A 25,145-nucleotide genomic window follows, 5' to 3' on the forward strand; every position below is an offset into this window, starting at 1 on the left:
AACAAAAAGTGCGAGACATAGTCTCGCACTCTCATCAGGTGAGCAATTATGCTTCTTTACCGTCTGGCACGAACACGTAACCTAAGCCCCACACAGTTTGAATATAGCGAGGTTTACTCGGGTCGACTTCCAACATACGGCGCAGACGTGAAATCTGTACGTCAATGGAGCGTTCCATCGCGGAATACTCACGGCCACGGGCCATGTTCATCAATTTGTCACGTGACATCGGCTCGCGGGCATTGGTCACTAGTGCTTTAAGTACTGCAAATTCGCCCGAGGTTAGAGGCATCGCCTCATCGCCGCGGAACATTTCACGTGTACCTAGGTTTAGGCTGAACTCACCGAACTCGACCACTGACTCTTCTGAGCTCGGTGCGCCCGGCAGCTCAGTTGTCTGACGGCGCAGTACTGCTTTGATGCGAGCCAGTAGCTCACGTGGATTAAATGGTTTTGGTAGGTAGTCGTCTGCGCCCACTTCCAGGCCGACGATTCGGTCAATTTCGTCCCCTTTTGCGGTGAGCATAAGGATCGGTAAGGTGCTGTTGGCATTACGCAGGCGACGACAAATCGACAGGCCATCTTCGCCTGGCAGCATTAAATCCAATACCATCAGGTGAAAATTTTCACGGGTTAACAGGCGGTCCATCTGCTCACTGTTAGCAACACTACGTACTTGGAATCCCTGTTCAGACAAGTAACGCTCCAGCAATGCACGCAAACGTGCATCGTCATCAACGACTAAGATCTTGTGATTTTCTTGCATGTAATGATTCCACCTATTAAATAAGCTAGCGCTTTGACAGAGCTGCTGTGCAGCCCTTTTTCACGAATCAGAATGTAACATTGTTCTGATGAAAGTGGCGCAAAGAATTGTTAACGATTATTACCTTTTTAAGTCCTTTTTAGCTAATGTATACGCCATATTCAATTCACTAGCGTCAGAAATATGAAAACAAACCTAATCACACGCGAAGGCTTTGACCGACTTAAAAAAGAACTCGATTTTCTATGGAAAGAAGAGCGCCCGGAAGTGACCAAAAAAGTGACGTGGGCGGCGAGCTTGGGGGATCGCTCAGAGAATGCGGATTACCAATACAATAAGAAACGTCTGCGTGAAATTGATCGTCGAGTACGTTATCTACGCAAGCGTCTTGAGCAGGTTAAAGTGGTCGATTACGCTCCGCAGCAGGAAGGGAAAGTGTTTTTTGGTGCATGGGTCGAAGTGGAAAATGAAGCCGGAGAAGTGAAAAAGTTTCGCATTGTTGGCCCCGATGAGATTTATGGTGGCGCCAAAGATTACATCTCGATTGACTCGCCAATGGCGCGAGCTCTGCTAAAGAAAGAAGTGGATGACGAATTCAGTGTCAAAACGCCGGAAGGCGAGAAAGAGTGGTTTGTGAACAGTATTTGTTATACCGGTTGAAATGGTGCCGCGCAGAGCAGCGCGGCACTTGTCTTTTATTTTTCGTAGTCCGGTTTTTCAGTAATGATGTAGTCCTTATCACTGCTGACAATTGCCCCGTATTTGAGGAAGTTCTTGCCCAGAATCATGCTGTAGTGGAATCGCCCTCTGTCTTGCAGGTTAACGCGAATGATCTTATCCAACTCTCCCAGCCTGACTCGCATTTCAACCACAGGGCGCACGTTGGCTTTTTCCCCTTTCTTGGCTGTAATGCGCATCACATCGACTACTTCTCGAGTGAATTCCTGTTTCATCCCGACATCATTTTCGTAGGTGAACGTCACCATATCTTTGCCATCTTTCTGATATTGCTTGATGTTTGTGGCATTGATTGAGCTGACATCCGCTCCCGTGTCGAGCTTGACCGGAAAAGCCAGATCTTCCACCTGAACAACTTCAATGTGACCAGCTTTGAACAGTGGGCTTGGGCTGAGTAGATCCTCTGTGCGGGTGTTGAGTAGTACACTGCTTTTCGCCATGCTGTGGCCCATGACGAAGAAAGGCTTAGTGTCATTTTTGCCAAGATTATCGATAGCAAATTCGAGTTCTCGTTTCTTGTCTCCTAATTCGAATACGCCCTCGACAACCGGACGAACGGATTTACCGACTTTGAGTTTACGAAGAACAGGCTTCGTCACCGTTTTCATTTCACCTTGGCTGTTTTCAAGCGTGAAACTGACCTGTTCCTTACCGCTTTTCTTACTGAGCTCAAACTCTTTGACTCTCAGCAGTGGAGTTTTAACGATAAAACTAGGTTGCGCAGGAATGCTGAACTCTTGGTCTATGGTGATAGTCTCTTTGGGAGAGATCACCAATGGGTCAGACTTGAGGGCAGTCTTGAAGCTGGTATCGGCCTTTTTGAGCAGGTTTTCGCTATCGGTATCGATAACGAAATGTTCGCTGGCGACATCTCGTCCAAGGCTGATCTGACTGCTTAAATGGCTGCGGTCACGTAAATAAACCAGCCAATGCTGAGTGCGATTCTGATTGAGCTTGACTGGTAGGTAAACCAGTGGACGCTCACCATTGCTGGTGTTCAAAATACGGATTAATGGCAGAGTCATGGCTTTACGCTCGCCCTTTTCATCTTCCAACTTGAACGATACTGATTGAGCCTTTTTGTCGATTTTTACATCCACAGCATGGGCGTTGGAGTAACGACTGGTGGTTGCGACACTCACCTTATAGGGCATGCCGTCAACTTCTACGGTTTCTTTTTTACCGATAACTTGAGCACGAGGTTGCTCTTGCAGGTAATCATAACCTGCCATCACCCAAGCGTTATCTTCAAGAAAGGTTTTACCAATCAGGATGGGCGACGAAAACTGGCTGCGCTTGGTGAGGTTAATCATGGCTTCCACGGTACGGCCGCCGATTGTTAGTGGCATTCTTACCGCTGGACGAAGAATAGGTTTTTTACTGGTGCGGCTGCGGATGATGCTGATGCGTTCAAGATCGTCTTTGATATTGATATCTTCACCGGTATACGGGTGGCGAATAGTAAAGGCAATAGTGACCTGATAAGACAAGTAGGTTTCTGTATTTCTCTTCAGCTTGTTTTCACGTCGGTCGTTAACCACCGCCCATAGCAGGTCATTATCGGTCAAATCTTTAAAGTCTGGATGCGTGCTGGTGAGGTGAATGTTTTCAGCATGAATCGAGGTGGTATCAGCGCCGGTGTCAATCTTGCCCATAAAGGGTACGCCTTTGAGTTCTGGAATATCGTTGTAGTAGACGTTCTCGATGCGGCCCAGAATCAGTTCGTTGTCCACCTGATAGGCTGGGTTTTGTGTGGTGGCGGAAAGGGTCTCAGACCAAGCTTGTGGGGCGGTCATTAGGGCGCCTGTCAAAGTCAGAATCAAAGAGAGCTTCTTCATGCAATAATTTCCCAAACTAAATCAAAGTATCGATACTTATTAAGTAACTCGAAAAGGTATAACTTACTTAAATATAATGAATATATTTCAATTGCGACTGCAGTTTTGACACAAATGTGCACCGCGTCTATCAGGAGGCGGTGATTTTTTCCGGTCAAGATTTAAAACATTGCAAAATCCATGATTTGCCCCAATCTCTAGAACAGACAAACTCCTTCACATTATAGAATTAAGAGAATCAACGGATGAGCCAAGCTATCTGTCAAATGATTGCTCAAGAACTGAATGTTCGCACTGAGCAAGTTACCGCTGCTGTTAATCTGATCGATGATGGCAACACGGTGCCATTCATCGCCCGCTATCGAAAAGAAGTGACAGGTGGTCTGGACGATACCCAATTGCGTAATCTCGACAGCCGCCTCTCTTACCTGCGTGAACTGGATGATCGTCGTCAGACGATTCTGAAATCCATTCAGGAGCAGGGCAAACTGACGACTGAGCTTGAAACTGAAATCCATCAGGCGGACAGTAAAACTCGCCTTGAAGACTTGTATCTTCCGTACAAGCCTAAGCGCCGCACCAAAGGCCAGATTGCGATTGAAGCTGGTTTGGAACCGCTGGCAGACAAATTGTGGAACGAACCGCAGACGGAGCCGGAGCAAGAAGCGGCTCAATACATTGACGTAGACAAAGGTGTTGCAGACACGAAAGCGGCGCTTGATGGCGCGCGTGCCATTGTGATGGAACGCATTGCTGAAGATGCCAATCTGCTGGAAAAAATTCGTGCGCACCTTAACCGTAACGCAGAGCTGGTGGCTCGCGTTGTGGAAGGTAAAGAGCACGAAGGCGAAAAATTCAAAGATTACTTTGAGCACAATGAAGCCTTAAGCAAGGTGCCATCACACCGTGCACTAGCCATGTTGCGCGGCCGTAATGAAGGCTTCTTAACATTGGCGATGAATGCTGACCCAGAACAAGAAGAGGGGGCTCGCCAGTCGTATTGCGAAACCATTATTGCAGATCACTACGGTATTTCACTTAGCCAAGCCCCAGCGGATGTGTGGCGTAAGCAAGTGATCAGTTGGGCGTGGCGCATCAAGGTGTCGATGCACATGGAAACTGAGCTGATGGGAGCGATGAAAGAGCGTGCTGAAATCGAAGCGATTGAAGTGTTTGCCACAAACCTGAAAGATTTGTTAATGGCGGCTCCTGCAGGTCCACGAGCCACATTAGGCCTCGATCCAGGCTTGAGAACGGGGTCGAAAATCGCGGTGGTGGACTCAACTGGTAAAGTGTTAGCCACGGAAACCATCTACCCTCATCCGCCGCAAAAACAGTATGACAAATCGGCACAGGTGGTGGCGAAGCTGGTACAGCAGTTCAATGTCGACCTAATCGCTATTGGTAACGGCACGGCTTCGCGTGAAACTGACAGCTTTGTCGCTGATCTGATTAAGCGAAATAACCTCAAAGTGCAGAAGATTATGGTCAGTGAAGCGGGCGCGTCCGTCTATTCGGCGTCTGAGCTGGCGGCCAAAGAGTTCCCGGGTTTGGACGTGTCACTGCGTGGCGCCGTGTCGATTGCTCGTCGTCTGCAAGACCCACTGGCAGAGCTGGTGAAAATCGACCCTAAATCGATTGGTGTTGGCCAGTATCAACACGATGTCAGCCAATCGATGCTGGCTAAGCGTCTGGATGCGGTTGTTGAGGACTGTGTAAACGCTGTTGGTGTTGATGTGAATACGGCGTCTCCTGCTTTGTTAACGCGAGTGGCGGGGCTGTCGAGCACTATTGCGCAGAACATTGTTGATTACCGTGATGAGAATGGCCGGTTTGAAGCACGTACCACACTGAAGAAAGTTGCCCGCCTTGGGCCAAAAGCGTTTGAACAGTGTGCTGGTTTCCTCCGTATTATGGATGGTAAGAACCCGCTGGATGCGTCATCGGTTCACCCAGAGGCTTACCCTGTGGTGAAAGCAATCGCGGAGAAAAACAGTAAAGACGTTCGCGCCTTGATTGGCGATACTCAGTTCCTGCGTGGCTTACATGCTGTGGACTACACCGATGACAATTTTGGTGTTCCGACGGTCAGCGATATTATCAAAGAGTTGGACAAGCCGGGACGTGACCCTCGTCCTGAATTCAAAACCGCAACGTTCGCCGATGGCGTAAATGAAGTGTCGGATCTCGAACCGGGTATGGTGCTGGAAGGCGTGGTATCCAACGTGGCGAACTTTGGTGCTTTCGTTGATATTGGCGTTCATCAGGATGGTTTAGTGCATATTTCGGCTTTAACCGATCGATTTGTCTCTGATCCAAGAGAAGTCGTGAAGGCGGGGGATATCGTTAAAGTCAAAGTGATGGAAGTGGATATTCAGCGTAAGCGTATTGGTCTGTCTATGCGTCTTAATGATGAGCCGGGCCAAGATAACCGCTCTCAGCGTTCTTCTGCGCCACGTGGTCAACAACGTCAGAGCCAAGGCAACAAAGGTGGCCAACGTCGTCGTGAAGAGCCAGCAAATGGTGCAATGGGCGGGGCATTTGCCGCTGCTTTTGCTAAAGCCAAGAAATAGTCTCGGTTAGAAATACAAATCCCCGCAATTGCGGGGATTTTTTTCGGTATTTCCTAATCATTATGCTTAGGTACTACAACACCGCAATTACATCTGAAGGTGTATTGGGTGCAACCGCATCACCGTAGTGAAACTTGATTACGGTTCTGCGCTTGGCCATCTTGCCTTCAGTTATCGCCGCATCGATTATGTGCCTTGGTAACCGAAAGCGCATTGCGTAGCCCTTGCCCTGATCTTCGCTGTAGCTGTCCAGAGCAATCAGCTGGAAAATCCGTTCGAGCGTATCTTTTGGATCTTCCTGATAAGTGGCTTTAACTTCTTCCTGTTCACTGGCTTCATAGCTCGGGTGCTCAGCTGGATCCCAAGAGGATTGTCGTCGCCTTTTATCATCGGCTTTGACTTTACGTTCAGCGTTACTTTTGGTTAACGCTACAGTGGGAGTGACGGGCTCGCGGACTTTATTGTCTCTGGCTGCCTGCTCCGTTTGCACATTAACCGATGGGGCGATCAGCGGTACACTTACGTTCGTAGGTGATACGAGCATTTTAACCTCCTCACGCCCAGCCAGAAAATGCAATAAAACAGCGTTTTCTTGGCTCGATTATTTATCGGCCTTTATAGTCAAAATTTTAGCGTATCGGATAAAATAATTTTTATCTACCAGCCGAAAATCGGGTAACTTGCTGACAAAACTCATTAAGTTCGGTCATAAATGGTGCGTGTGATGAAGCGCCAAACATATAACTCTCACTGGTCGGCATCAGTGTGTCGACATCAGTCGCAACTTTGGCTGGCACTAGCCCGTCCAAGCGTCCGTATAAACGCAAGGTAGGCACTGAGACATCGAGTAGCGCTTGGCGATAATCCACATCGGCAAGCAGCTGTAGGCCTGCGAGCAGGGACTGAGGGTTCGGTTCAGGGCGAGATAGGACCGCTTGCTTGAGGGTTTTGACATCTTGGCGAGCAGAAGGGCTGCCCATTGCTTGCAACGCCATAAATCGCTCAATGGTGACGCGAAAATCATCTACTAGTTGCTCGGTGAACGCACTCAGAACTTGGGGTTGGATTCCACGCCAGCGCTTTTCTGCTGAAAACTTAGGTGAGCTAGCAACGGTGATTAGCTTGGTTATGCGCTCTGGGTGATGAATCGCGATGTGTGTTGCCACCAAGCCACCCAAAGACCAGCCGAGCCAAATCGCATTGTCAGGTGCGCTGTGCAGAACCTGTTGCGCGAGCTCTTCCATCGTTTCGAAGTGTAATTGATGGCTGTGGCCAAACCCCGGTAGGTCAACGACGTGCACGCGAAAATGCTGGCTTAACTGCTCAACGGCCTGATGCCAGACAGCACCATTCATCCCCCACCCATGAACTAAGACCAAATCGTCACCTTGACCTGTTGACTGCCAATATGGCGTTGTTGGTTTGATCTCATTCTGTGCCACGTTTTCCATCCTTTACACCTGATTTAAAGCGGTAAGTTAATTATCTAGTTGTCAGATATTGAGCGCCATGTTAACCGATTGGATTAAGAAACACACAGCCTACCTGTTACCCAGTCATTGCGATTTGTGCCAGATGGCGATCGGATCGCAAGCGGCGCACCCCTTATTCTGCTGTTTCTGTCTGCGACGTTTTGCGCCAGTTCCTCGCTGCAGACGATGTGGCTTGGTGACCTCTGAGTACGTCGAAATGTGTGGGGAATGTTTAGTTGCCCCGCCATTGTGGACGCACTTGTATTGTGTCGGAGACTATCAACCGCCGCTATCGAGTTACGTTCACCGACTTAAGTACGAAGGTCAGTACTGGCAGGCTAAAACCTTGTCTTTGCTGTTGGTGTCACGCATCGACACTCGACCAGACCTGATTACTTTTGTCCCCTTGCACTGGCGTCGTTACTGTTATCGTGGCTACAACCAAAGTCAGCATCTGGCATGGCAAATTGGTCGAGAGCTGGATGTGCCTTGTGAGGCTCTATTTAAGAAAAAGCGTGCAACGGAAAGGCAACAAGGAATGGATAAAAAGCAGCGTAAGGAGAATGTGCGTCAGGCTTTTCATCTAAGAAAGTCGATAAATGCCGAGCATGTCGCTATTGTCGATGATGTGTTAACTACGGGCAGTACAGTACATCAATTATGTGAATTATTGCTTGATGCTGGAGTGAAAACCATTGATATTTATTGCATTTGTCGCACTCCTGAACCTTCTAGCCGCTAAAGTGTCTCTGATTTGATCTAAAAGGCTAGATCTTGCGAAAATCAGGAGTAAAATGGTGCTCAAATAGCCTACAAATTTACTCAGGTATTCGTCGTGTCAAATCCTATTACTATTACTGAAAATGCCCAGAAACACTTTGCCAACCTTTTGAGCCAACAGCCAGAAGGGACGAACATCCGCGTATTCGTTGTGAATCCGGGGACGCAAAATGCAGAATGTGGCGTTTCTTACTGCCCAACTGAAGCGATTGAAGCTACAGATACTGAGATCAAGTATGAAGGTTTCTCTGCTTACGTTGACGAGCTGAGCCTGCCATTCCTTGAAGACGCGGAAATCGACTTCGTGACAGACAAAATGGGTTCTCAGCTGACGCTGAAAGCGCCAAACGCGAAAATGCGTAAAGTGTCTGACGATGCACCATTGGTTGAGCGTGTTGAATACGTGATTCAAACTCAGGTAAACCCTCAACTAGCAGGGCACGGCGGTCACGTCAATCTGGTAGAAATCACTGAAGACGGTATCGCGATTGTTGCCTTTGGCGGTGGTTGTAACGGTTGTTCTATGGTTGATGTGACACTAAAAGAAGGTATCGAGAAAGAACTGCTGCAACAGTTTGAGGGCGAGTTGAGCGCAGTTCGCGATGCGACTGAGCATGACCGTGGTGAGCACTCTTACTACTGATAACTGGATAAATAACAGATTTAACCATATGCAATACAAAGGGTTGACGAAAAAGTCAGCCCTTTTTTGTTTTCAAACATGACAGTTTTCTCATATATTAAAGACTTCCTCTACGGCTAAGGAGTAAGCAAGTGGCTAAACGGAACCCACCAGAAATTCTGGCAAAACAAACTGTAGCTCAATCCAAATTGTTTGCCGTTGAAGCGCTTGATTTACGCTTTAGCAATGGTGTTGAACGCACCTACGAACGCATGAAACCGAGTGGTCGTAACGCGGTGATGATGGTGCCAGTAACCGCAGAGGGAGATATATTGCTGGTTCGCGAATATGCCGCAGGTACCGAACGTTATGAACTCGGCTTTCCTAAAGGGTTGATTGATGCTGGAGAGTCGCCAGCAGAAGCTGCCGACAGAGAGTTGAAAGAAGAAATCGGCTTCGGGACCAACAAGCTGACACCATTGAAAGATGTGGTGCTCGCGCCTTCTTATTTCTCGAGCAAAATGACCCTGTTTATCGCAGAGGATCTATACTCAGAACAATTAGAAGGGGATGAACCTGAACCTTTGGAAGTAATTCGCTGGCCACTTGCCCAGGCAGAAGAGCTTCTGACTCACCTCGATTTTTGTGAGGCGCGCAGTATTACCGCGCTGATGCTTGCTCTACGTATCTTAAAACCATAATCAATGTAGAGCGTGAAGGATTGACTATGCCAATGACAGAAGACCTTTCCCACCATTTGCCTGCCGTGATTGATATTGCCCGCTCGGCAGGTCAGCTAATTCTTGATATTTACGAGAAAAAAGAATACCAAGCCTACACCAAGAGTGATGAAACACCGGTGACCAGTGCGGATATCGCAGCACATAAACTGATCATGGAAAAGCTCTCCGATCTGACGCCGGATATTCCCGTGTTATCGGAAGAAGCCGCTGATATCAGCCTCGATAAGCGCTCGCAATGGAGCCGTTATTGGTTGGTGGACCCGTTAGACGGGACACAGGAGTTTATTGCTCGTAGCGGCGATTTCGCGACTATTATTGCATTGGTTGAGAATCATCAGCCGATAATGGGAGTGGTGTATGGCCCAGTGTCTGGCGTGACGTATTATGCCTACAAAGATAAAGGGGCATGGAAAATCCCAGACATGGACGAAAGTGTGCGGATTAAGACCCACAATCACGATGGTCAGGCGCACCCAATTGCGATTGCGATCAGCCGTCGCCAAGACATCAATCGTATTACTAGTCGCATGAGCAGTGGTTGGAATTATGACTTGGTACCATTGGGCTCTGCGGCGCTTAAAGCGTGCTTAGTGGCGGAAGGCGCGGTGGATTGCTATCTGCGTCTTGGACCTACTGGGGAATGGGATACCGCGGCGACTCAGTGTATTGTTGAAGAGGCGGGTGGCCGGATTCTAAGTACTCAGCTTGAACCTCTGTCCTACAATGAGCGTGAGACGCTGGAAAACCCTAACTTCATCGTTCTTGGCGATGAACGCCTACCTTGGGACGAAATCCTCCAAGTGAAAGACTAGCTAAACTAAAGCGCTTGTCGCACTGTTTATTACTCTCACTCTTCAAATAAAAAGGGTTGGTCATTGTGTACCAACCCTTTCTACTTTTCTTACTATGCCTTCGAATACATGTCTCGGTCTCCCAGCCAGCGGTCGATAATCGCTGCTGCATTGTCTGGGAAGTTATCATGAATATGACGCGCGACACGTTGCACTTCAGGGATTAAATGCTGATCCCGGATTAAATCGGCAATCTTAAAGTCAGCCATTCCGGTCTGCTTGGTCCCCAGTAGTTCTCCGGGGCCGCGAATTTCCAAATCGCGCTGCGCAATGACAAAGCCATCGTTGCTCTCACGAAGCACACCTAAACGCTTTTGTGCGGTTTTAGACAGTGGAGAATGGTAGAGCAGCACACAATGGCTGGCGACGCTGCCTCGACCCACTCGACCGCGTAGCTGGTGCAGCTGAGCCAGTCCCAATCGCTCTGGGTTTTCAATGATCATTAAGCTTGAGTTAGGGACGTCCACACCCACTTCAATCACGGTGGTCGCGACCAAGAGGTGCAGCTTGTTGTCTTTAAAGTCCTGCATGACCGACTGTTTTTCCGCCGGTTTCATCCGGCCATGCACTAAGCCAATTTTAACGTCAGGCAGCTTTCTTTGTAGCTCTTCAGCGGTATCAGCAGCAGCCTGAGCTTCTAAAACTTCTGACTCATCAATCAGGGTGCATACCCAATAGGCCTGCTTGCCTTCATTGAGGCAGGCGTTGCGAACACGTTCGACAATATCATCTCGTTTGGTATCTGGGATGGCGACGGTCTGAATTGGCGTTCGGCCCGGTGGCAGTTCATCAATGACGGAGGTTTCAAGATCGGCATAGGCGGTCATCGCCAGTGTGCGCGGAATCGGTGTCGCCGTCATGATCAATTGATGAGGAAAAGCGCCTTGCTTTTCGCCTTTCTCTCTCAGTTCAAGGCGCTGGTGGACGCCGAATCTATGTTGCTCGTCAATGATGACTAACGCAAGGTGATGAAAGATGACGTGCTCCTGAAACAGAGCATGGGTACCGACCACCATTTGTGCTTCGCCACTGGCAATTTTCGCCAGCTCGATTTCTTTGGCTTTGCCTTTTAATTTACCTGCAAGCCAGCCAACGTTTATGCCCATTGGTTCCAGCCACTGAGCAAAGTTGAGCGCGTGCTGCTCGGCCAGCAGTTCAGTCGGCGCCATTAGCGCTACTTGATAACCATGCTCCAGGGCCCGTAGCGCTGCTAATGCCGCGACTAAGGTTTTACCTGAACCGACATCCCCCTGAACCAGGCGCATCATCGGGTGAGGCTTCTCAAGGTCTTGCTCAATTTCGGCGACAACGCGTGATTGTGCTTTGGTTGGTGAGAAAGGTAATTGATCGAGTAATTGCTGTTTAAGTTGGTTCCGCTCAGCCAGCGGCAGAGCAACATCTTGTTGGCCTTTGCTACGGACGGAAAGCATGGAGAGATTCTGAGCCAGTAGCTCTTCCATAATCAGGCGTATTTGCGCCGGGTGCTTACCCTCATCAAATGCCTGCAAATCAATATCCGGTGTCGGGCGGTGAATGGTGTGCAGCGCCTGAGCGAGCGAAACTTGCTGGTTATACAAGCCAGAAGGCAGTAGTTCTTGGACCGCGGCTTTGTCAATTAAGGCTAATGCTTGATCGGTCAGATTGCGCAAGGTGATTTGGCGCAAGCCGTCTGTGGTCGGGTAAACCGGCGTCAGGTTCTGCTCCACTTCGGCTGGCTGATTAGGGGCATAAAACTTGTAATCCGGATGGACGATTTCCAACCCGAAACTGCCGCGTTTGATTTCACCATAGGCGTGAACGGTTTTACCTTCGGCAAAATTATTCTTCATTGCAGCGGTGAAATTGAAAAAGCGCAGTGTAATGGTGCCATTGCCATCACTGATTTTTACCGTCAGCATTTTTCGCTTGCCAAACAAGGTATCGGCGCTCATCACTTTCCCTTGTACTGCGGCCCACAACCCAGCATGCAGCTTGACGATAGGGTAAATGCGTGTGCGGTCTTCGTAACGAAGCGGTAAGTGGAAAAGCAGATCTTGTACTGAATTGAGCCCGACTTTTGCCAGCTTTTCCGCGACTTTGGCGCCAACGCCAGTCAGAGAAGTGAGAGGAACAGCAGATAGCAATTGGGACATAACAAAGCTCGGTAAGTTATTCAGTAAGTTACATAGGCGATTACCCTAATAGTTAACCACCGAGCTGTGTTTTTGTACAGGAGAAAATAGCGCGCCTTGCCTGACGCTGAGCAGCGGGATTATTTCTTCTGCATTTCCTGCCACCATGCTTCGTCCGCGACAATCTGACCTTGTTCGTCGAGTGGTGGGTACGCTAAGCCTTTACGCTTGGCAACTTTTGCTAAAACAGGGTGGCCACGCTCAAACAGAATGCGATGGATGGTTTCTTGCGGTAAGTTGCTGACCTGATTGTCGTACATACCGGCTGCTTGGCGCTGGCGCTGAGCTTCGTACATGATAACCGCGCTGGCAACCGAGACATTGAGTGACTGCACCATGCCAATCATCGGTATGATGATGTCTTGATCCGCCAGTTGCTTAGCCTCTTCGGAAGCGCCAATTTTCTCGCTACCAAGAATAATGGCTGTCGGTTTGGTGTAGTCGATCTCACGAAAATCGACTGCAGTGTCAGACAGGTTGGTGACCAATATCTGCATGCCCTGATCTTTCAGCTCGGCAACTGCCTTACCGATAGAGTCGTGGGTTTCCACTTCAACCCAGTTACGGGCACCGGCAGAAGTATGGCTAAGAGTGCGCATATCATTCGGCCAAACAGCATGGATCTTATGGATACCTGTCGCATCGGCAGTTCTTATCACCGCAGATACGTTGTTTGGCTTGTGGACTTCCTCAAGACAGAAAGTCAGGTCAGCCTGACGGGACTTGAGGACTTGTTGGATTCGGTTGTAGCGTTCTAAATTCATAATGGCAGTAAAACAAAAGCCCTTGAAACGGTCATTTCAAGGGCATTTTTCTTCGAAAAAAGAGATTAGTTTTTACGACGTCGCACTTTCAATGTGTGTGGCATCGCTTTGATTTTCCGCATGATTCCAGCTAGGTGGACACGATCTTTAGTTGTCAGAAGTACGGTCACTGTGTACAGGCGGCCATCTTTTTCTTCTGTGGAAAGACCATGAATGTTTGACCCCGTTTGGGAGATCACATTGGTCAACTCAGCCAGAGCACCCTGACGGTTTTGTACATCGACATTCAGTTCAGTAATGAACTCTTGATCGTAGTCTTCAGACCATTCCACTGCCATGTACTTATCTGGTTCTTTCTGATAACCGCGTACGTTTGGACAGGTTTCACGGTGCACCACTAAGCCGCGACCCGGTGAGACGTGAGCAATAATGTGATCGTCTGGAATCGGGTGACAACAGTTGGCGAATGTTAGAAGCAGCCCTTCCGCTCCACGGATTGGCAGCTTCTTCTTCGGTTTATTGCTATCGCTGCTTGCTACTTCGGTCAGCTCATCGACATCACCCAGTAAGCGACGAGCAATAACAATACTCATCAGCTCACCCAAGCCGATATCCGCCAGCAGGTCTTCCACGCTGTCGACTTTCAGCTCAGAAAGGACATGATTGATATTCTCTTCGTCTATGTCAGACAGAGAGAGATCACCAAGTGCATGGTTAAGCAAGCGACGACCTAGCGTCACCGACTCTTCACGGCGCATAGTCTTCAGAACCTGACGAATCTTCGTACGCGCACGAGAAGTCACTACATAGTTCAGCCAAGCTGCATTTGGACGTGCGCCAGGCGCACTGATGATTTCGATCGTCTGTCCGTTCTTAAGCGCTTTGCTGAGTGGATACGGGTTACGGTCAACACGTGCACCAACACAGGTATTACCTACATCAGTGTGTACCGCATAAGCAAAATCAACCGCAGTGGCGCCAACAGGCAGTTCAACAATGCGTCCTTTCGGTGTGAAGACGTAAATCTCATCCGGGAATAGGTCAGACTTAACATTTTCGATAAATTCGAAAGAGTTACCCGCACTTTGCTGTAGCTCAAGCAGGCTTTGCATCCAGCGCTGGGCTTTGACCTGTGCTGTGGTACCGGTGCGATCACCACTGCCTTTATAAGACCAGTGTGCTGCGACACCTTTGTCTGCCATTTGATCCATATCTTCGGTACGGATCTGCACTTCAACCGGCACACCATGTGGGCCAACCATTGAAGTGTGGATAGACTGGTAGCCGTTCGCTTTTGGTACCGCAATGTAATCTTTCATACGGCCCGGGCGCGGCTTGTACAGGCTGTGGACCTGACCCAATACGCGATAACAGGTATCGGCATCTTCAACCACAACACGGAAAGCGTAGATATCCATGATGGTGTGGAATCGCTGTTCTTTAGTCTTCATCTTGTTGTAGATGGAGAACAGGTTCTTCTCACGACCAAATACACGAGCTTTCAGGCCAACGTCTTCAAGACGGCCTTCAATTTCATCATGAATACGCTGAATCATCTCTTTACGGTTACCACGCGCCGATCTCACCACTTCTTTAAGAACGCGATAGCGGTTCGGGTACAAGGCTTCAAAACCTAATTCTTCAAGTTCGGTTTTGATGTTGTGGATACCAAGACGGTGAGCGAGTGGAGAATAGATTTCCAGCGTTTCACGGGCGATGCGACGCTTTTTGTCAGCACGTAGAGCACCCAAAGTGCGCATGTTGTGCGTACGGTCAGCCAGTTTGATCAGAATAACGCGAATGTCTTGCACCATGGCAAGGACCATTTTGCGGAAGTTCTCAGCCTGAGCTTCTTTGCGATCTCGAAATTTAAGCTTATCCAGCTTAGACACACCATCGACCAGTTCGGCCACTGTAGTACCAAATTGAGTTTCTAACTCTTCTTTGGTGACTTCAGTATCTTCAATCACATCGTGAAGAAGGGCGGCTTGTAGCGTTTCAATATCAAGGCGCATTTCCGCCAAGATACGAGCTACAGCAACAGGGTGGATGATATAAGGTTCACCGCTTGAGCGGGTCTGCCCTTCATGGGCATCTTTCGCTACCACATAAGATTGACGCAGAGCCTCAACTTGAGGCTCTGATAGGTATTCTTGGGCAACGTCTTTTAGGCTATCGAATAGATACAAACTTTAGGCCTGGAAGATAGTTGATGAGAAGGAAGTCAGATTAACGACTGTGAGCAATGCTGCTTACGGCTGCTAGTTCTGCTGCTTCTTGTTCCTGCTGTTCCTGACGCTCACGAGCATCTAGGATTTCTTTAGTGATCAGGCCTTCTTCGATTTCGCGTAGAGCGATAACCGTTGCCTTATCATTCTCTTCTGGCACTAGTGAATCTTTACCGCCAGTTTGCATTTGACGAGCGCGGCGAGCCGCAATGAGAACTAGGTCGAAACGGTTGCCAACTTTTTCAACAGCGTCTTGAACAGTTACGCGTGCCATGAGGACTCCAAATTAGTTAACTAAAATTTTGTATGACAAGAAATTATACAGTCTCAGTGTTCCCAGTGTCTAGATCAGAGTAGGCAGAGACAGTATTTCTTGATAAACAGCTTGTTAACAAGCCAGTTTATTCTGCTAAAAGCGCGTCAAGCATGCCTTTATATTTAGCAGCTTGCTTATCTTGCTTCAATCTTTCTGCACGGATGATGGCTTTAAAGTCCATCAGTGCGCTATCGAAATCGTCATTGACGATCACATAGTCGTATTCGTTGTAGTGTGAAATTTCTGATTTTGCTTCGGCCATGCGCTTAGCAATTACGGCTTCGCTATCTTGACCGCGAGCATTGAGGCGTCGCTCTAGCTCACCATTTGATGGTGGCAGAATAAAGATGCTTTGTGCCTGAGGCATCTGTTCGCGGATCTGACGAGCGCCTTGCCAGTCGATATCAAGAAAGACATCGATACCTTTATCGAGATTCTCTTCAATCCACGGACGTGAAGTGCCGTAATAGTTACCAAACACTTCGGCGTACTCAAGGAAAGCACCTTGGTCGATCAGCTCTTCAAAATACTCTTTCTGGACAAAATGGTAGTGGACGCCATCTTGTTCACCCGGGCGCATGCCGCGTGTCGTGTGCGATACAGACACTTTCATTGCGTAAGTCGGATTGGTTTCCAGCATGGCTGAAATCAAGCTCGATTTACCCGCGCCGCTTGGTGCAGATACGATATAAAGAGTGCCTTTGCCCATAGGTACAATTCCACGTTTGGTTTGATCTTGCCGACTTGGAAAGCCGACATGTTAAAGATAGCACCGACCATGAAGGATCACCGAAGTGGTGAAAATTAGGTCAGAAAAATGGAGGCGAAGAGTAGCATGATCCTAAGGATCTTCACAAGCATTTGAGTGGAGAGTAGCTGCTTTTTAAATGCAGATGATCGGCGCTTTTTCCTCCTCCGAAATGCTTAGTTGAATGACCCTGATTGATTTCAATTTCTCCTTACCAATCAGTCTTTTAAATAAGTTGATGTGCGGTTAAATTCTTTTTTTGTCTAGTTTTTGAACATAATTAACTGATTTATTTATGATTTAGACAATAGATTGAATTTCTATAGCACACTTTTTTTCGATAATCGTTGCTTATGAATAAATTTTAATGATAATTATTTTCATTTGTGATCTTATGCAACTGAAAGAAAGGAGTGGCAAATTATGACGGCCATCAGCCCTGTGGATATCAACGAAGTAGACAGCATGTATCGAGAGCATCATGGCTGGCTTTCGTTGTTTATTCAGCGGAGATTGAGTTGCCCTCAAGTCAGTGCCGATCTGGTCCAGGATACGTATTTGCGCCTTCTTGTCAGCGGTAAATTGCCCGAGCGTAAAGATTCACGTCGCTACCTTACGCACATTGCCAAAGGCTTGGTGATTGACCTCTATCGCCGCCGCCGGATTGAAACCGCCTATTTAGAGCTGCTTGAACAACAGCCTGAAGACGTGGCGTCATCGCCGGAAACTCAAACCATGATGGTTGAAGTGCTGGTGGAGATTGATGCCATGTTGCACAAATTGCCATTTAAGGTTCGTCAGGCTTTGATCCTCAGGCAGATGGAAGGCTTGAGTTACAAGGAAATTGCTCAGCGTCTTGAGGTGTCGGTCTCTTCAGTGGAGAAATACGTCGCCAAAGCGTTGCAAGGTTGTATGTTGGCTGCCATGGAAGGTTATTACTGAACATGGAGCGCGTATCTCGCAAATCAATTGAACAGGCGTCATTGTGGATGGCACGGATGTGGTCGGACGATGTGACCGAGCAGGATAAGCGTGCATTCCATCTCTGGCGCACTCGTCACCCAGACAATGACTACGCTTGGCGACAGATGGAGTCGCTACAGCAAAAATTTACCTCCCTGCCGGATCCGCAGTCGGGTAGTAAGGTGCTAGGAACCTATCGTCAACGCGTGTCACGCAGGCAAGTGTTGATTTGGGGCGGCGTTTCTCTAGCCACCATGAGTTTGGTGCTTTCCAGTGATGCAGCCATGCCACAAGGTGAAACGGAATACGCCTCTGCCACTGGAGAAGTGAAGCCGATAAAGCTGTCGGATGGCACCGTGGTTGTGCTCAATACCGCCAGTCGCATGCGTGTCGATTTCAATCAGCATCAAAGAGTTATCCGCCTGATGGAAGGTGAAATTATGGTCACCACTGGCCATCACCTGACGCCTTTCCATGTCATCACTCCACAGGGCAGTGTGACGCCGATCGGGACTAAGTTCAGTGTTCGCCTCGAACCTGAACAGACGCGGGTCAGTGTGTTCGAAGGCGAAGTCATCGCGAAGTCTCAGCGACAGGCACAAGGCCAACACTTGCTCGCTGGGGAGAAAAGCGAGTTTAGCGCTTACCATCAAGGCCGAAAACAGAGCTTGCTCGCCACGGATGCGTTGTGGTTAGAAGAAAAAATCCTCGCCCACGATACGCCGTTACCGGAATTTATTGCTGAGCTGTCCCGTTATCGCCGCGGCGTGATCAAGGTGTCCCCTGAGCTATCAGCGTTGCGTATCTCCGGTGTGTACTCGATTCGCGATACCGACCAAACACTGGAAAATCTGCGCCAGATCTTGCCCATTGAAGTGCACTTCCGTACTCGCTTCTGGGTCAGTATTGCTAGCAAAAGAGCATGAATTACTGACAACTTGGATAATTTTTCTCTCATCGATTGAGGCTTTGACTCATTCGCTCGGTGTAGTCACTAGTTAACCCAGCGAATAAGGACATAAACGTGCAGTCTCCTTTCACCTCTAACCTTTTGTCGACGGCGATCCGTACCCAGCTTGGTTTGGCTGGTCTGGTACTGCCCATTGTGGCGCTATCTGCTCAGGCGCAGAATTTCAATATTCCCGCAGGCGACTTAGATAGCGTGCTCAATCAGTTTGCGCTTCAGGCAGGTATTGAATATTCGATTGATGCCAGCCTGAGTCAGGGCCAGTACAGCTTAGGTTTACAAGGAGATTACCAACCAGACGATGCGTTTAATGTTTTACTCGCGGATGCCGGGCTCAGTGCGCAAAAGCAGCTTGATGGTTCGTATGTGGTTGACGGTGGTGATGAATGGTCGCTGGATGCGATTCAGGTTGGGACCAGCCTTGACGGTGGCATTAGCCGCGATGAAGCGGGTGAAGCCAATGTCTATGACAAAGACGCCGCAACGGAATACCGTGGCAAGGAAGAACTTGAGCGCTTCAAAGGGGCGGACGCTTCGGACATCTTTAAAGGGATGGCCAACGTACACAGTGGCGATGCGCGCAATGGCGGTGGTATTGACCCGAATATTCGCGGCATTCAGGGACCGGGCCGGGTCCCTGTGATTATTGACGGTACTGAGCAGGCGATTACGGTGAACAACGGTTATCGCGGGGCGTCTAATCGAAGTTTTCTCGACCCGAACTTGATTGGTGGCATGACAGTTCATAAGGGTGCGCAAATCAATCCAGACGTGAACACCTCAGTGGGCGGAGCGGTGGAAATCACGACGTTATCTCCACGAGATATTGTGCAACCCGGCGAAACTTTTGGTATGGAATTCATTGCCGAAAGCAGCAGTAACTCAACTGCACCAGAAGAGCCGAGGTTGTATACAGGACAAGATGTTAGCACCATTCCGGAATATGCTAACCTCGATAATCCTGCAAGTGATCTGTTGTACAACGACCCTGCTTTGGTTATTAATCCTGATCAGCGTCAGGATGATAATCCGTTAAATGGTGAAGATACGGCTTACCGATTGGCTGTTTCGGGTATTGGGCCAAAAGTGGAGTGGTTGGCGGCTTATGCTTATCGCAGTCGAGGTAACTACTTTTCAGGCAAGAATGACGCTGGATTTTACCGACAGCCTTTGGCGGAAGGAGAAGAATTAGGAGGGCGCCAGACAGTGATTCGTCCAGAGCACTTAGCCTTGGTCTATCGCCCCGGTGAAGAGGTACCGAATACTTCTTCTAAAATGGAATCGTTTTTGGGTAAATTTGCCTTTAACCTAAACTACGATACTAAGGTCGAGGTGGGGGCTCGCTACACCAAGAGTACCCACGGTGAAATCCTTGCAAGCCGTGCTGAAGCAAGGTACTTATCAGGTGTGGCTCAATGGCCGTTAAATGAGACCAGACTGCAAGCCTACAATCTTAAACTAAGTTCCAAGCCAGATAATCCCTATATCGATTTTAAATCCAACCTGTGGATGACTTTGTCCGATGTTAGTTCAAATTCGGGATCCGGTTCCCCCAACAGCCTGACAGATGGCTCGACAATTATTAAAAACACAGCACGCATAAACTCTGAAGAAGATCGCTATGGCTTGAGTGTCAGCAACAAAATGCTGCTTGGTAACGATGTTGATTTCACTCTCTCTGGTAACTACCAATTCCATGAGCTGGCGCCTAAAGGCGACTTGAACGCTGTGATTGAGGAGTTTGAGCAAGCGCGAGCGGGGGAGCGAACGGAATACAATGGCAGTGCCAATATTGAGTGGCGGGCGACGGAGTCATTGATTTTCAACGCTGGTATTCGTTATGGCTACTACAAAACCGTCGATAACTATGTCAAAAATCGCTTGGCAGCGGGCGACACTCAAGCGTTATCTCAGTATGGCAGTGAAGGCTATAAGCTTTCTTATCAGATGAATGTGCCGATTACTGATGCGAATCGTGCGGAGTATTTGTCTGGTATTGAAAGTGGCATCCGAAATGCGGATACCAGTTTAAACGAAGAAATTGCAAATTTGAGGCAGGCGTTAAACGATGTCCCTCCTTTTCTTATTCCCATTGTGCAGACACAGTTAGATGCCAAAATAGTTGAGCAGGATGCGCTAGTAGCTCAGGGAGTCGCTGACGCTGCCACACACACATCCTATGTGGAAGATATTGAGTCAGAATGGCGTCATGATGGCCAGAATAACTACAGTGCATCAGATAATGGCTGTATTGCTGCTGCGAATGACCCCAACTACGTTGCGGGCAGCTGCTCAGCACAATCCATCAGTGCCTCTTCAACCAGTACCTACACCAATACCGAATCAAGTGACAGCGGTTGGATGCCATCGGCCTCTTTGACCTGGTTAATGACCGAAGACAGCCGCAGTTATATTCGCTACGCCGAATCATTGCGCTTTCCTAGTATGTTTGAAAGTACGGTTGGCTTTTCGGCAGTGCCATCGGTGTCATCGCCATTGGCGCCTGAACGTTCCAAACTCTGGGAGCTGGGCTATGTCTATTACTTCGATCACGCCAATATCAAACTGACCTATTTTGATCAGGTGATTGAAGACGTGATGGACAGGAATACGTCACTAAATACAACCAGCTTTACTAACTTAGAGAAATTGAGTACCAGTGGCTTAGAATTGCAGCTGGATTATGACGATGGCGATTACTTTGGTGATTTATCCGTTGCCTACAATCTTGAATATGAAGTATGTGATGAAAGTGCAGCCACGCAGCGTTTTATGGCGGACATTGCCAGCACTGGCTCTGCGGAGTATAAGCAATGCCGACGTGGTGGCTTTAGCAATACCAGCTATCTCGCCAATAAAGCCCCCCCTGAAATCAGTGGTAGTGTTCATTTTGGGGCACGATTCTTTAACAAGAAGCTGATTGCCGGAACTCGCACCTATTATGCGTCAGACAGTCATTCAGAAGACTATGTTAAACGCGATCATGTGACTACTGTGGATGCGTATATTGGTTACGCCTATAACGAACATCTTCAGTTTGAAGTACGTGGCAGTAACCTAACCGACATGTACTACCTCGAACCTGGAGCCGTAACTGGGATTCCTGCACCGGGTCGCACCATCAGCGTCAAACTGACCAGCCGATTCTAACTTCAATCAAAAATCCGCAGCTAAGACTGCGGTTTTTTTCATGCTTATTTACGGGTTCCTCTGTTTCATCCGGTGTATTGAATGAAGCTGCTAAAGACAGCGGATAAAAACGTCTGGGCAGCAGATGACAACATATAGCCTATTAAGGATTGAATAATGAAAATCGTACAACTTTCATGGATTTCAGCGGCCATGCTTGGCCTAAGCTCACTGGCACATGCTGGTTTTGATGGTGCCATCAGTGACGGTTCGCAGCGTCAGGTGGGTGAATCTGAAGTCTGGGTTCCGTTTATCCACTCTAAAGGTAAAGCAGGTATCGGTAGTACAGGTGGTAAAAAAGTCGACTTTGACGGCCTAACCGTCTTTGCCAGCCAAAATGGGGATGTGTATACCTCTGGCAGTGACCACAACAACTCTAAATACGTTTTCTCTCAGGTTGCTGGTCAAGATATCTGGTTTGGTGAATGGTCTTCAGGCACTGAAAACGGTCAGGCTGTGGATCGCGCAGTTTACTACGTGGGCGATGACACAGGCACAACCGTACCTACATCTGGCTCAGCCACCTATACAGTCGCTGGTATCAATAACGGTGCAACTCTAAGCGGTCAGTTCACGGCGGATTTTGGTGCGCAAACACTTAACGGTGCTCTTTCAAATAGCAATCTGTCGATCAATCTATACAACAACGCGATTAATGCGTCTACCGCGGAATTCTCTGGAACCGCAGTGGCGAATGGCATGTCTATCGGTCACTCTCAAGGCCACTTCTTTGGCGCCGATGCCGCTTTCCTAGCTGGCTTTGCTAAGTTTGCTGGCGACAGCACGCTAGATACTGCCTTTGGCGGTAGCAAAAACTAATTTTCGTTTTTGTCTTTCTCTTTTGGGGAGCAAGTGACTTGCTCCCATTTTTTCTCCGATTGAAATACATCAATGAAAATCGACCGTAACTTTATTCTTGGCTCACTGTTAATGGTGAGCGTTAGCTATTCCTTTTTCTCTTACGCGGATCAGGATACCGATTTACGTATCCAGCAACGCGACGCGCTATCTTCCCGTCAAAACGAAAATGCTCTTATTGAAGAAGAGCTGGAAAAAGAACGCCTAGCTGAACAGTCGGCGTCAGGCTCAGAATCGAGTGTAGCGAACACCGCAGATGAGCTTGGACCGGCATTGCATGTCGCGGTTCGGCAGCGTCAATGGGCACTGGCAGAGAGTCTGCTGGAAAGGTATATGGCGTTGGCGGATTTTGATCCTATGTTGGTGCACTACGCATCGGGGGCATTGGCACGCAATGCGCGTGATTATAATCAGGCAGAAACGCACTACTCGGCATTGCTTGAGATGCAGGAAAACTTTTTGCCCGCAGAGCTGGAGTTAGCTCGCGTCTGGTTTGAAGACAGAGAAAACAGCGCTTCTTTGTCGTTGTTTAATGACATCCTCACCCGCTTACCTGCTGATAACCCGAGATCGGCGGGAGTCCGGAATACGGTAGAAAGTTTTGTTAGTGCACTGGAGTATCGTGATGATTGGCAAGGCGCGTTTTCCTTTGGGCCGACCTACAATGACAACCTCAATTTGTCCTCGAAACATTATGAATGTCTGGTCTATTTCACCAATGGTCAGTGTTTTTTAGAGCGCAGCGCGCCCAAGGTTAAATCTGCCTATGGTATTGACTACGACGCCAGTTTAAATCGACGTTTTTCGCTTAGTGGTCATCATGGCTTGCAGCTACGCAGCTTTGCCTATGGCACCAATTATCAGAACCACAAAGAACATAACGAGCAGACGTTAAACGTGACCTTTGGTTACAGCTATCAGACTGCCAAACATCAGATCAGTATTGCACCGCAGTTTGAATATCGCGCCTTAGCGAATCAGGCGTTGTTTGCTTCGGGCGGCTTCAAGGCGGATTGGTTCACCAATCTTAGCCAGACTTCTGCTATGAAACTCGAAGTGGAAGGGGAATACCTCGATTATCGTAATCAGGCCTTTCGTTACCAATCCGACTGGCAATGGTCTGTCTTTGGCACTTACTGGCATCAGTTACCCGACAAATGGTTAGTGTTTGGTGGTGTAGACTGGACACTGAAACAAAACCGACAGGCGGTGCATGAGTACGATTTGTGGGGAGGTCGATTGGGCGTGAATAAAACCTTCACATCGCTGAATACTGACGTGGCCTTATTCGCTTCGTTGCGGCAACGTATTTATGGTGACTTCAATGCGGTGCTCGGTGAGCGGCGTGACGATACTGAGCAAAATTATACCTTAGTGGTGACCTTGCCAGAGCTGTTTGCCGGGTTTAAACCGCTCATCGAAGTCAAAGCCAATCAGACCAAGAGTAATGTTGATTGGGCATACAGCTACAAGCAGCATCAATACAGTATAAAACTAGAAAAAAGATTCTGAAAATAATCAATGGTTTACTGGTCATTTGAAAAATAAATGAAAAAACTTTTACGGATTTTTCATTGTTGTTCGGTGTTACTGATAGAGGTGCACGTGTTTGGCTAGGCATAGTGCGCACAGATAAACCGAATGTGAGTAAAACAATGGAATGCTTATCCAGAACACTACTGATAATTTACTTTTTTTTAGCGGCCCCATTCAGCTGGGCTGAAACAACGTCAGAAATCGGGTCACAACCCGTTATGCAGGAAAGGGCGACCATCGCAGAGAAGGCTGAAATCTCTGCGCTTCCTGCACCGGTGAGCGACAACATGTCGCCACCGGATTTGGTCGCCGCAACTCCTCAACACGACATGTCTCCCTATGGCATGTATCAATCGGCTGACTGGGTGGTTAAAGCGGTGATGATTTTACTGCTGGTGGCCTCAGGCGTGACTTGGGCGATTGGTATCGCAAAGCAAATCCAGTTAAACCTAGCGCGTCGCCGTGCGCGTCATATTCTTAATGAATTGCTTGATTCGGAAACCTTGGTCGAAGGCAAGCTGCGCTGCGACAGTGCAGAAGGCGCTGGGCTGGCGTTGATTGAAGCTACAGAAAAAGAGCTTGCGTTATCTGCTCGAGCAGACAATGAAGATGGCATTAAAGAGCGCTTACAGCTCAGACTCGAACGTGTTCAGGCTGGTTTAAGCAGTGCGATGGTGGGAGGTACCGGAGTGCTGGCGACGGTTGGTTCTGTTGGCCCTTTTGTCGGCCTATTTGGCACTGTTTGGGGGATCATGAATGCCTTTATCGGCATCGCTAAATCTCAAAACACCACATTAGCCGTCGTGGCGCCGGGGATTGCAGAAGCCTTGCTGGCAACAGCGATTGGTTTGGTAGCTGCGATTCCTGCTGTTGTGCTTTATAACCACTTTACTCGTGGCGTCAGTCAGTATCGCGCGCTCATGGCGGATATCTCTGCAGCGCTGATGGTACTGGTGAGCCGAGATCTCGATAGAGAGCCCGTTTCTATCGACGGAAAAAAGTTAGCAGCCTGAGCGGAGAAT

21 protein-coding genes are annotated in these 25,145 nt (G+C 48.5%); 12 read left to right on the forward strand and 9 right to left on the reverse strand.

From position 1 onward, the window contains the following. Positions 1–46 precede the first annotated feature (46 nt). Positions 47–766, reverse strand: coding sequence for a two-component system response regulator OmpR (gene ompR, locus FIU99_RS00470; protein ID WP_006957204.1), 720 nt, complete (start codon positions 764–766; stop codon positions 47–49). A 183-nt stretch (positions 767–949) separates the two neighbouring features. On the opposite strand from ompR, the gene greB reads away from it, so the two are divergent. Beyond that, the gene (gene greB, locus FIU99_RS00475; protein ID WP_006957202.1) at positions 950–1,426 is read left to right on the forward strand and encodes a transcription elongation factor GreB; all 477 of its coding nucleotides are present in this window, start codon (positions 950–952) and stop codon (positions 1,424–1,426) included. Between the two features lie 35 nt (positions 1,427–1,461). Here the strand turns inward: greB and FIU99_RS00480 are convergent, their stop codons facing one another. After that, a complete protein-coding gene (locus FIU99_RS00480; protein ID WP_006957201.1) occupies positions 1,462–3,342 on the reverse strand; it encodes a RimK/LysX family protein in 1,881 nt (626 codons plus the stop codon). 245 nt (positions 3,343–3,587) lie between these two features. Here FIU99_RS00480 and FIU99_RS00485 point away from each other — a divergent pair, with 245 nt between their 5' ends. After that, a complete protein-coding gene (locus FIU99_RS00485; RefSeq protein ID WP_006957200.1) occupies positions 3,588–5,915 on the forward strand; it encodes a Tex family protein in 2,328 nt (775 codons plus the stop codon). A 73-nt stretch (positions 5,916–5,988) separates the two neighbouring features. Here FIU99_RS00485 and FIU99_RS00490 read toward each other — a convergent pair whose 3' ends face one another. After that, positions 5,989–6,459, reverse strand: coding sequence for a hypothetical protein (locus FIU99_RS00490; protein ID WP_006957199.1), 471 nt, complete (start codon positions 6,457–6,459; stop codon positions 5,989–5,991). 109 nt (positions 6,460–6,568) lie between these two features. Next, positions 6,569–7,366: a pimeloyl-ACP methyl ester esterase BioH gene (gene bioH / locus FIU99_RS00495; protein ID WP_006957197.1), complete on the reverse strand. Its 798-nt coding sequence runs from the start codon at positions 7,364–7,366 to the stop codon at positions 6,569–6,571. A gap of 58 nt (positions 7,367–7,424) precedes the next feature. Between bioH and FIU99_RS00500 the strand changes: the two genes are divergently transcribed. The 4 genes from FIU99_RS00500 to cysQ all read left to right on the forward strand — a co-directional run bounded on the left by FIU99_RS00500 (position 7,425) and on the right by cysQ (position 10,344). Then, the gene (locus FIU99_RS00500) at positions 7,425–8,129 is read left to right on the forward strand and encodes an amidophosphoribosyltransferase (RefSeq protein ID WP_006957196.1); all 705 of its coding nucleotides are present in this window, start codon (positions 7,425–7,427) and stop codon (positions 8,127–8,129) included. A gap of 93 nt (positions 8,130–8,222) precedes the next feature. Continuing rightward, entirely contained in the window at positions 8,223–8,810 is a 588-nt protein-coding gene (gene nfuA, locus FIU99_RS00505) for a Fe-S biogenesis protein NfuA (protein WP_006957194.1), read from the forward strand. A gap of 131 nt (positions 8,811–8,941) precedes the next feature. Then, positions 8,942–9,490 (forward strand): ADP compounds hydrolase NudE, encoded by a 549-nt coding sequence (nudE, locus tag FIU99_RS00510; RefSeq protein WP_006957191.1) that lies wholly within the window; start codon positions 8,942–8,944, stop codon positions 9,488–9,490. Between the two features lie 26 nt (positions 9,491–9,516). Continuing rightward, positions 9,517–10,344 carry a 3'(2'),5'-bisphosphate nucleotidase CysQ gene (cysQ, locus tag FIU99_RS00515; protein ID WP_006957188.1) on the forward strand — a complete coding sequence of 276 codons (828 nt, stop codon included), beginning with the start codon at positions 9,517–9,519 and terminating at the stop codon, positions 10,342–10,344. Between the two features lie 92 nt (positions 10,345–10,436). On the opposite strand, the gene recG is transcribed toward cysQ, so the two are convergent. From recG to gmk, 5 genes are all read right to left on the reverse strand, one after another. Continuing rightward, positions 10,437–12,515, reverse strand: a complete 2,079-nt coding sequence (gene recG / locus FIU99_RS00520; protein WP_006957187.1) for an ATP-dependent DNA helicase RecG — start codon at positions 12,513–12,515, stop codon at positions 10,437–10,439. A 119-nt stretch (positions 12,516–12,634) separates the two neighbouring features. Further along, on the reverse strand, positions 12,635–13,318 hold the full coding sequence (trmH, locus tag FIU99_RS00525) for a tRNA (guanosine(18)-2'-O)-methyltransferase TrmH (RefSeq protein WP_006957186.1): 684 nt from the start codon (positions 13,316–13,318) through the stop codon (positions 12,635–12,637). Between the two features lie 65 nt (positions 13,319–13,383). Beyond that, the gene (spoT, locus tag FIU99_RS00530) at positions 13,384–15,507 is read right to left on the reverse strand and encodes a bifunctional GTP diphosphokinase/guanosine-3',5'-bis pyrophosphate 3'-pyrophosphohydrolase (protein WP_006957185.1); all 2,124 of its coding nucleotides are present in this window, start codon (positions 15,505–15,507) and stop codon (positions 13,384–13,386) included. Positions 15,508–15,547: 40 nt separating this feature from the next. Then, positions 15,548–15,820, reverse strand: coding sequence for a DNA-directed RNA polymerase subunit omega (gene rpoZ, locus FIU99_RS00535; protein ID WP_006957184.1), 273 nt, complete (start codon positions 15,818–15,820; stop codon positions 15,548–15,550). A 127-nt stretch (positions 15,821–15,947) separates the two neighbouring features. Further along, positions 15,948–16,571: a guanylate kinase gene (gene gmk, locus FIU99_RS00540; protein WP_006957183.1), complete on the reverse strand. Its 624-nt coding sequence runs from the start codon at positions 16,569–16,571 to the stop codon at positions 15,948–15,950. A gap of 462 nt (positions 16,572–17,033) precedes the next feature. On the opposite strand from gmk, the gene FIU99_RS00545 reads away from it, so the two are divergent. The 6 genes from FIU99_RS00545 (at position 17,034) to exbB (ending at position 25,136) form a co-directional block, all read left to right on the forward strand. Further along, on the forward strand, positions 17,034–17,552 hold the full coding sequence (locus tag FIU99_RS00545; protein ID WP_006957182.1) for a sigma-70 family RNA polymerase sigma factor: 519 nt from the start codon (positions 17,034–17,036) through the stop codon (positions 17,550–17,552). A gap of 2 nt (positions 17,553–17,554) precedes the next feature. Continuing rightward, positions 17,555–18,499 (forward strand): FecR domain-containing protein, encoded by a 945-nt coding sequence (locus FIU99_RS00550; protein WP_006957181.1) that lies wholly within the window; start codon positions 17,555–17,557, stop codon positions 18,497–18,499. A gap of 98 nt (positions 18,500–18,597) precedes the next feature. Further along, a complete protein-coding gene (locus FIU99_RS00555) occupies positions 18,598–21,690 on the forward strand; it encodes a TonB-dependent receptor (protein WP_006957180.1) in 3,093 nt (1,030 codons plus the stop codon). Positions 21,691–21,846: 156 nt separating this feature from the next. Further along, entirely contained in the window at positions 21,847–22,548 is a 702-nt protein-coding gene (locus tag FIU99_RS00560; protein WP_006957179.1) for a Slam-dependent surface lipoprotein, read from the forward strand. A gap of 72 nt (positions 22,549–22,620) precedes the next feature. After that, positions 22,621–24,099 (forward strand): surface lipoprotein assembly modifier, encoded by a 1,479-nt coding sequence (locus FIU99_RS00565; protein ID WP_006957178.1) that lies wholly within the window; start codon positions 22,621–22,623, stop codon positions 24,097–24,099. Between the two features lie 143 nt (positions 24,100–24,242). Further along, positions 24,243–25,136 carry a tonB-system energizer ExbB gene (exbB, locus tag FIU99_RS00570; RefSeq protein ID WP_236612146.1) on the forward strand — a complete coding sequence of 298 codons (894 nt, stop codon included), beginning with the start codon at positions 24,243–24,245 and terminating at the stop codon, positions 25,134–25,136. Positions 25,137–25,145: the final 9 nt, after the last annotated feature.

The organism is Vibrio sp. THAF64 (assembly GCF_009363455.1).
GTDB classification, from domain to species: domain Bacteria; phylum Pseudomonadota; class Gammaproteobacteria; order Enterobacterales; family Vibrionaceae; genus Vibrio; species Vibrio coralliilyticus.

Bases quoted from the DNA above. Each gene is read 5' to 3' on its own strand.
- ompR (WP_006957204.1), bottom strand. From the start codon at position 766: ATGCAAGAAAATCACAAGATCTTAGTCGTTGATGACGATGCACGTTTG.
- greB (WP_006957202.1), top strand. From the start codon at position 950: ATGAAAACAAACCTAATCACACGCGAAGGCTTTGACCGACTTAAAAAA.
- FIU99_RS00480 (WP_006957201.1), bottom strand. From the start codon at position 3,342: ATGAAGAAGCTCTCTTTGATTCTGACTTTGACAGGCGCCCTAATGACC.
- FIU99_RS00485 (WP_006957200.1), top strand. From the start codon at position 3,588: ATGAGCCAAGCTATCTGTCAAATGATTGCTCAAGAACTGAATGTTCGC.
- FIU99_RS00490 (WP_006957199.1), bottom strand. From the start codon at position 6,459: ATGCTCGTATCACCTACGAACGTAAGTGTACCGCTGATCGCCCCATCG.
- bioH (WP_006957197.1), bottom strand. From the start codon at position 7,366: ATGGAAAACGTGGCACAGAATGAGATCAAACCAACAACGCCATATTGG.
- FIU99_RS00500 (WP_006957196.1), top strand. From the start codon at position 7,425: ATGTTAACCGATTGGATTAAGAAACACACAGCCTACCTGTTACCCAGT.
- cysQ (WP_006957188.1), top strand. From the start codon at position 9,517: ATGCCAATGACAGAAGACCTTTCCCACCATTTGCCTGCCGTGATTGAT.
- recG (WP_006957187.1), bottom strand. From the start codon at position 12,515: ATGTCCCAATTGCTATCTGCTGTTCCTCTCACTTCTCTGACTGGCGTT.
- trmH (WP_006957186.1), bottom strand. From the start codon at position 13,318: ATGAATTTAGAACGCTACAACCGAATCCAACAAGTCCTCAAGTCCCGT.
- rpoZ (WP_006957184.1), bottom strand. From the start codon at position 15,820: ATGGCACGCGTAACTGTTCAAGACGCTGTTGAAAAAGTTGGCAACCGT.
- gmk (WP_006957183.1), bottom strand. From the start codon at position 16,571: ATGGGCAAAGGCACTCTTTATATCGTATCTGCACCAAGCGGCGCGGGT.
- FIU99_RS00545 (WP_006957182.1), top strand. From the start codon at position 17,034: ATGACGGCCATCAGCCCTGTGGATATCAACGAAGTAGACAGCATGTAT.
- FIU99_RS00550 (WP_006957181.1), top strand. From the start codon at position 17,555: ATGGAGCGCGTATCTCGCAAATCAATTGAACAGGCGTCATTGTGGATG.
- FIU99_RS00560 (WP_006957179.1), top strand. From the start codon at position 21,847: ATGAAAATCGTACAACTTTCATGGATTTCAGCGGCCATGCTTGGCCTA.
- FIU99_RS00565 (WP_006957178.1), top strand. From the start codon at position 22,621: ATGAAAATCGACCGTAACTTTATTCTTGGCTCACTGTTAATGGTGAGC.
- exbB (WP_236612146.1), top strand. From the start codon at position 24,243: ATGGAATGCTTATCCAGAACACTACTGATAATTTACTTTTTTTTAGCG.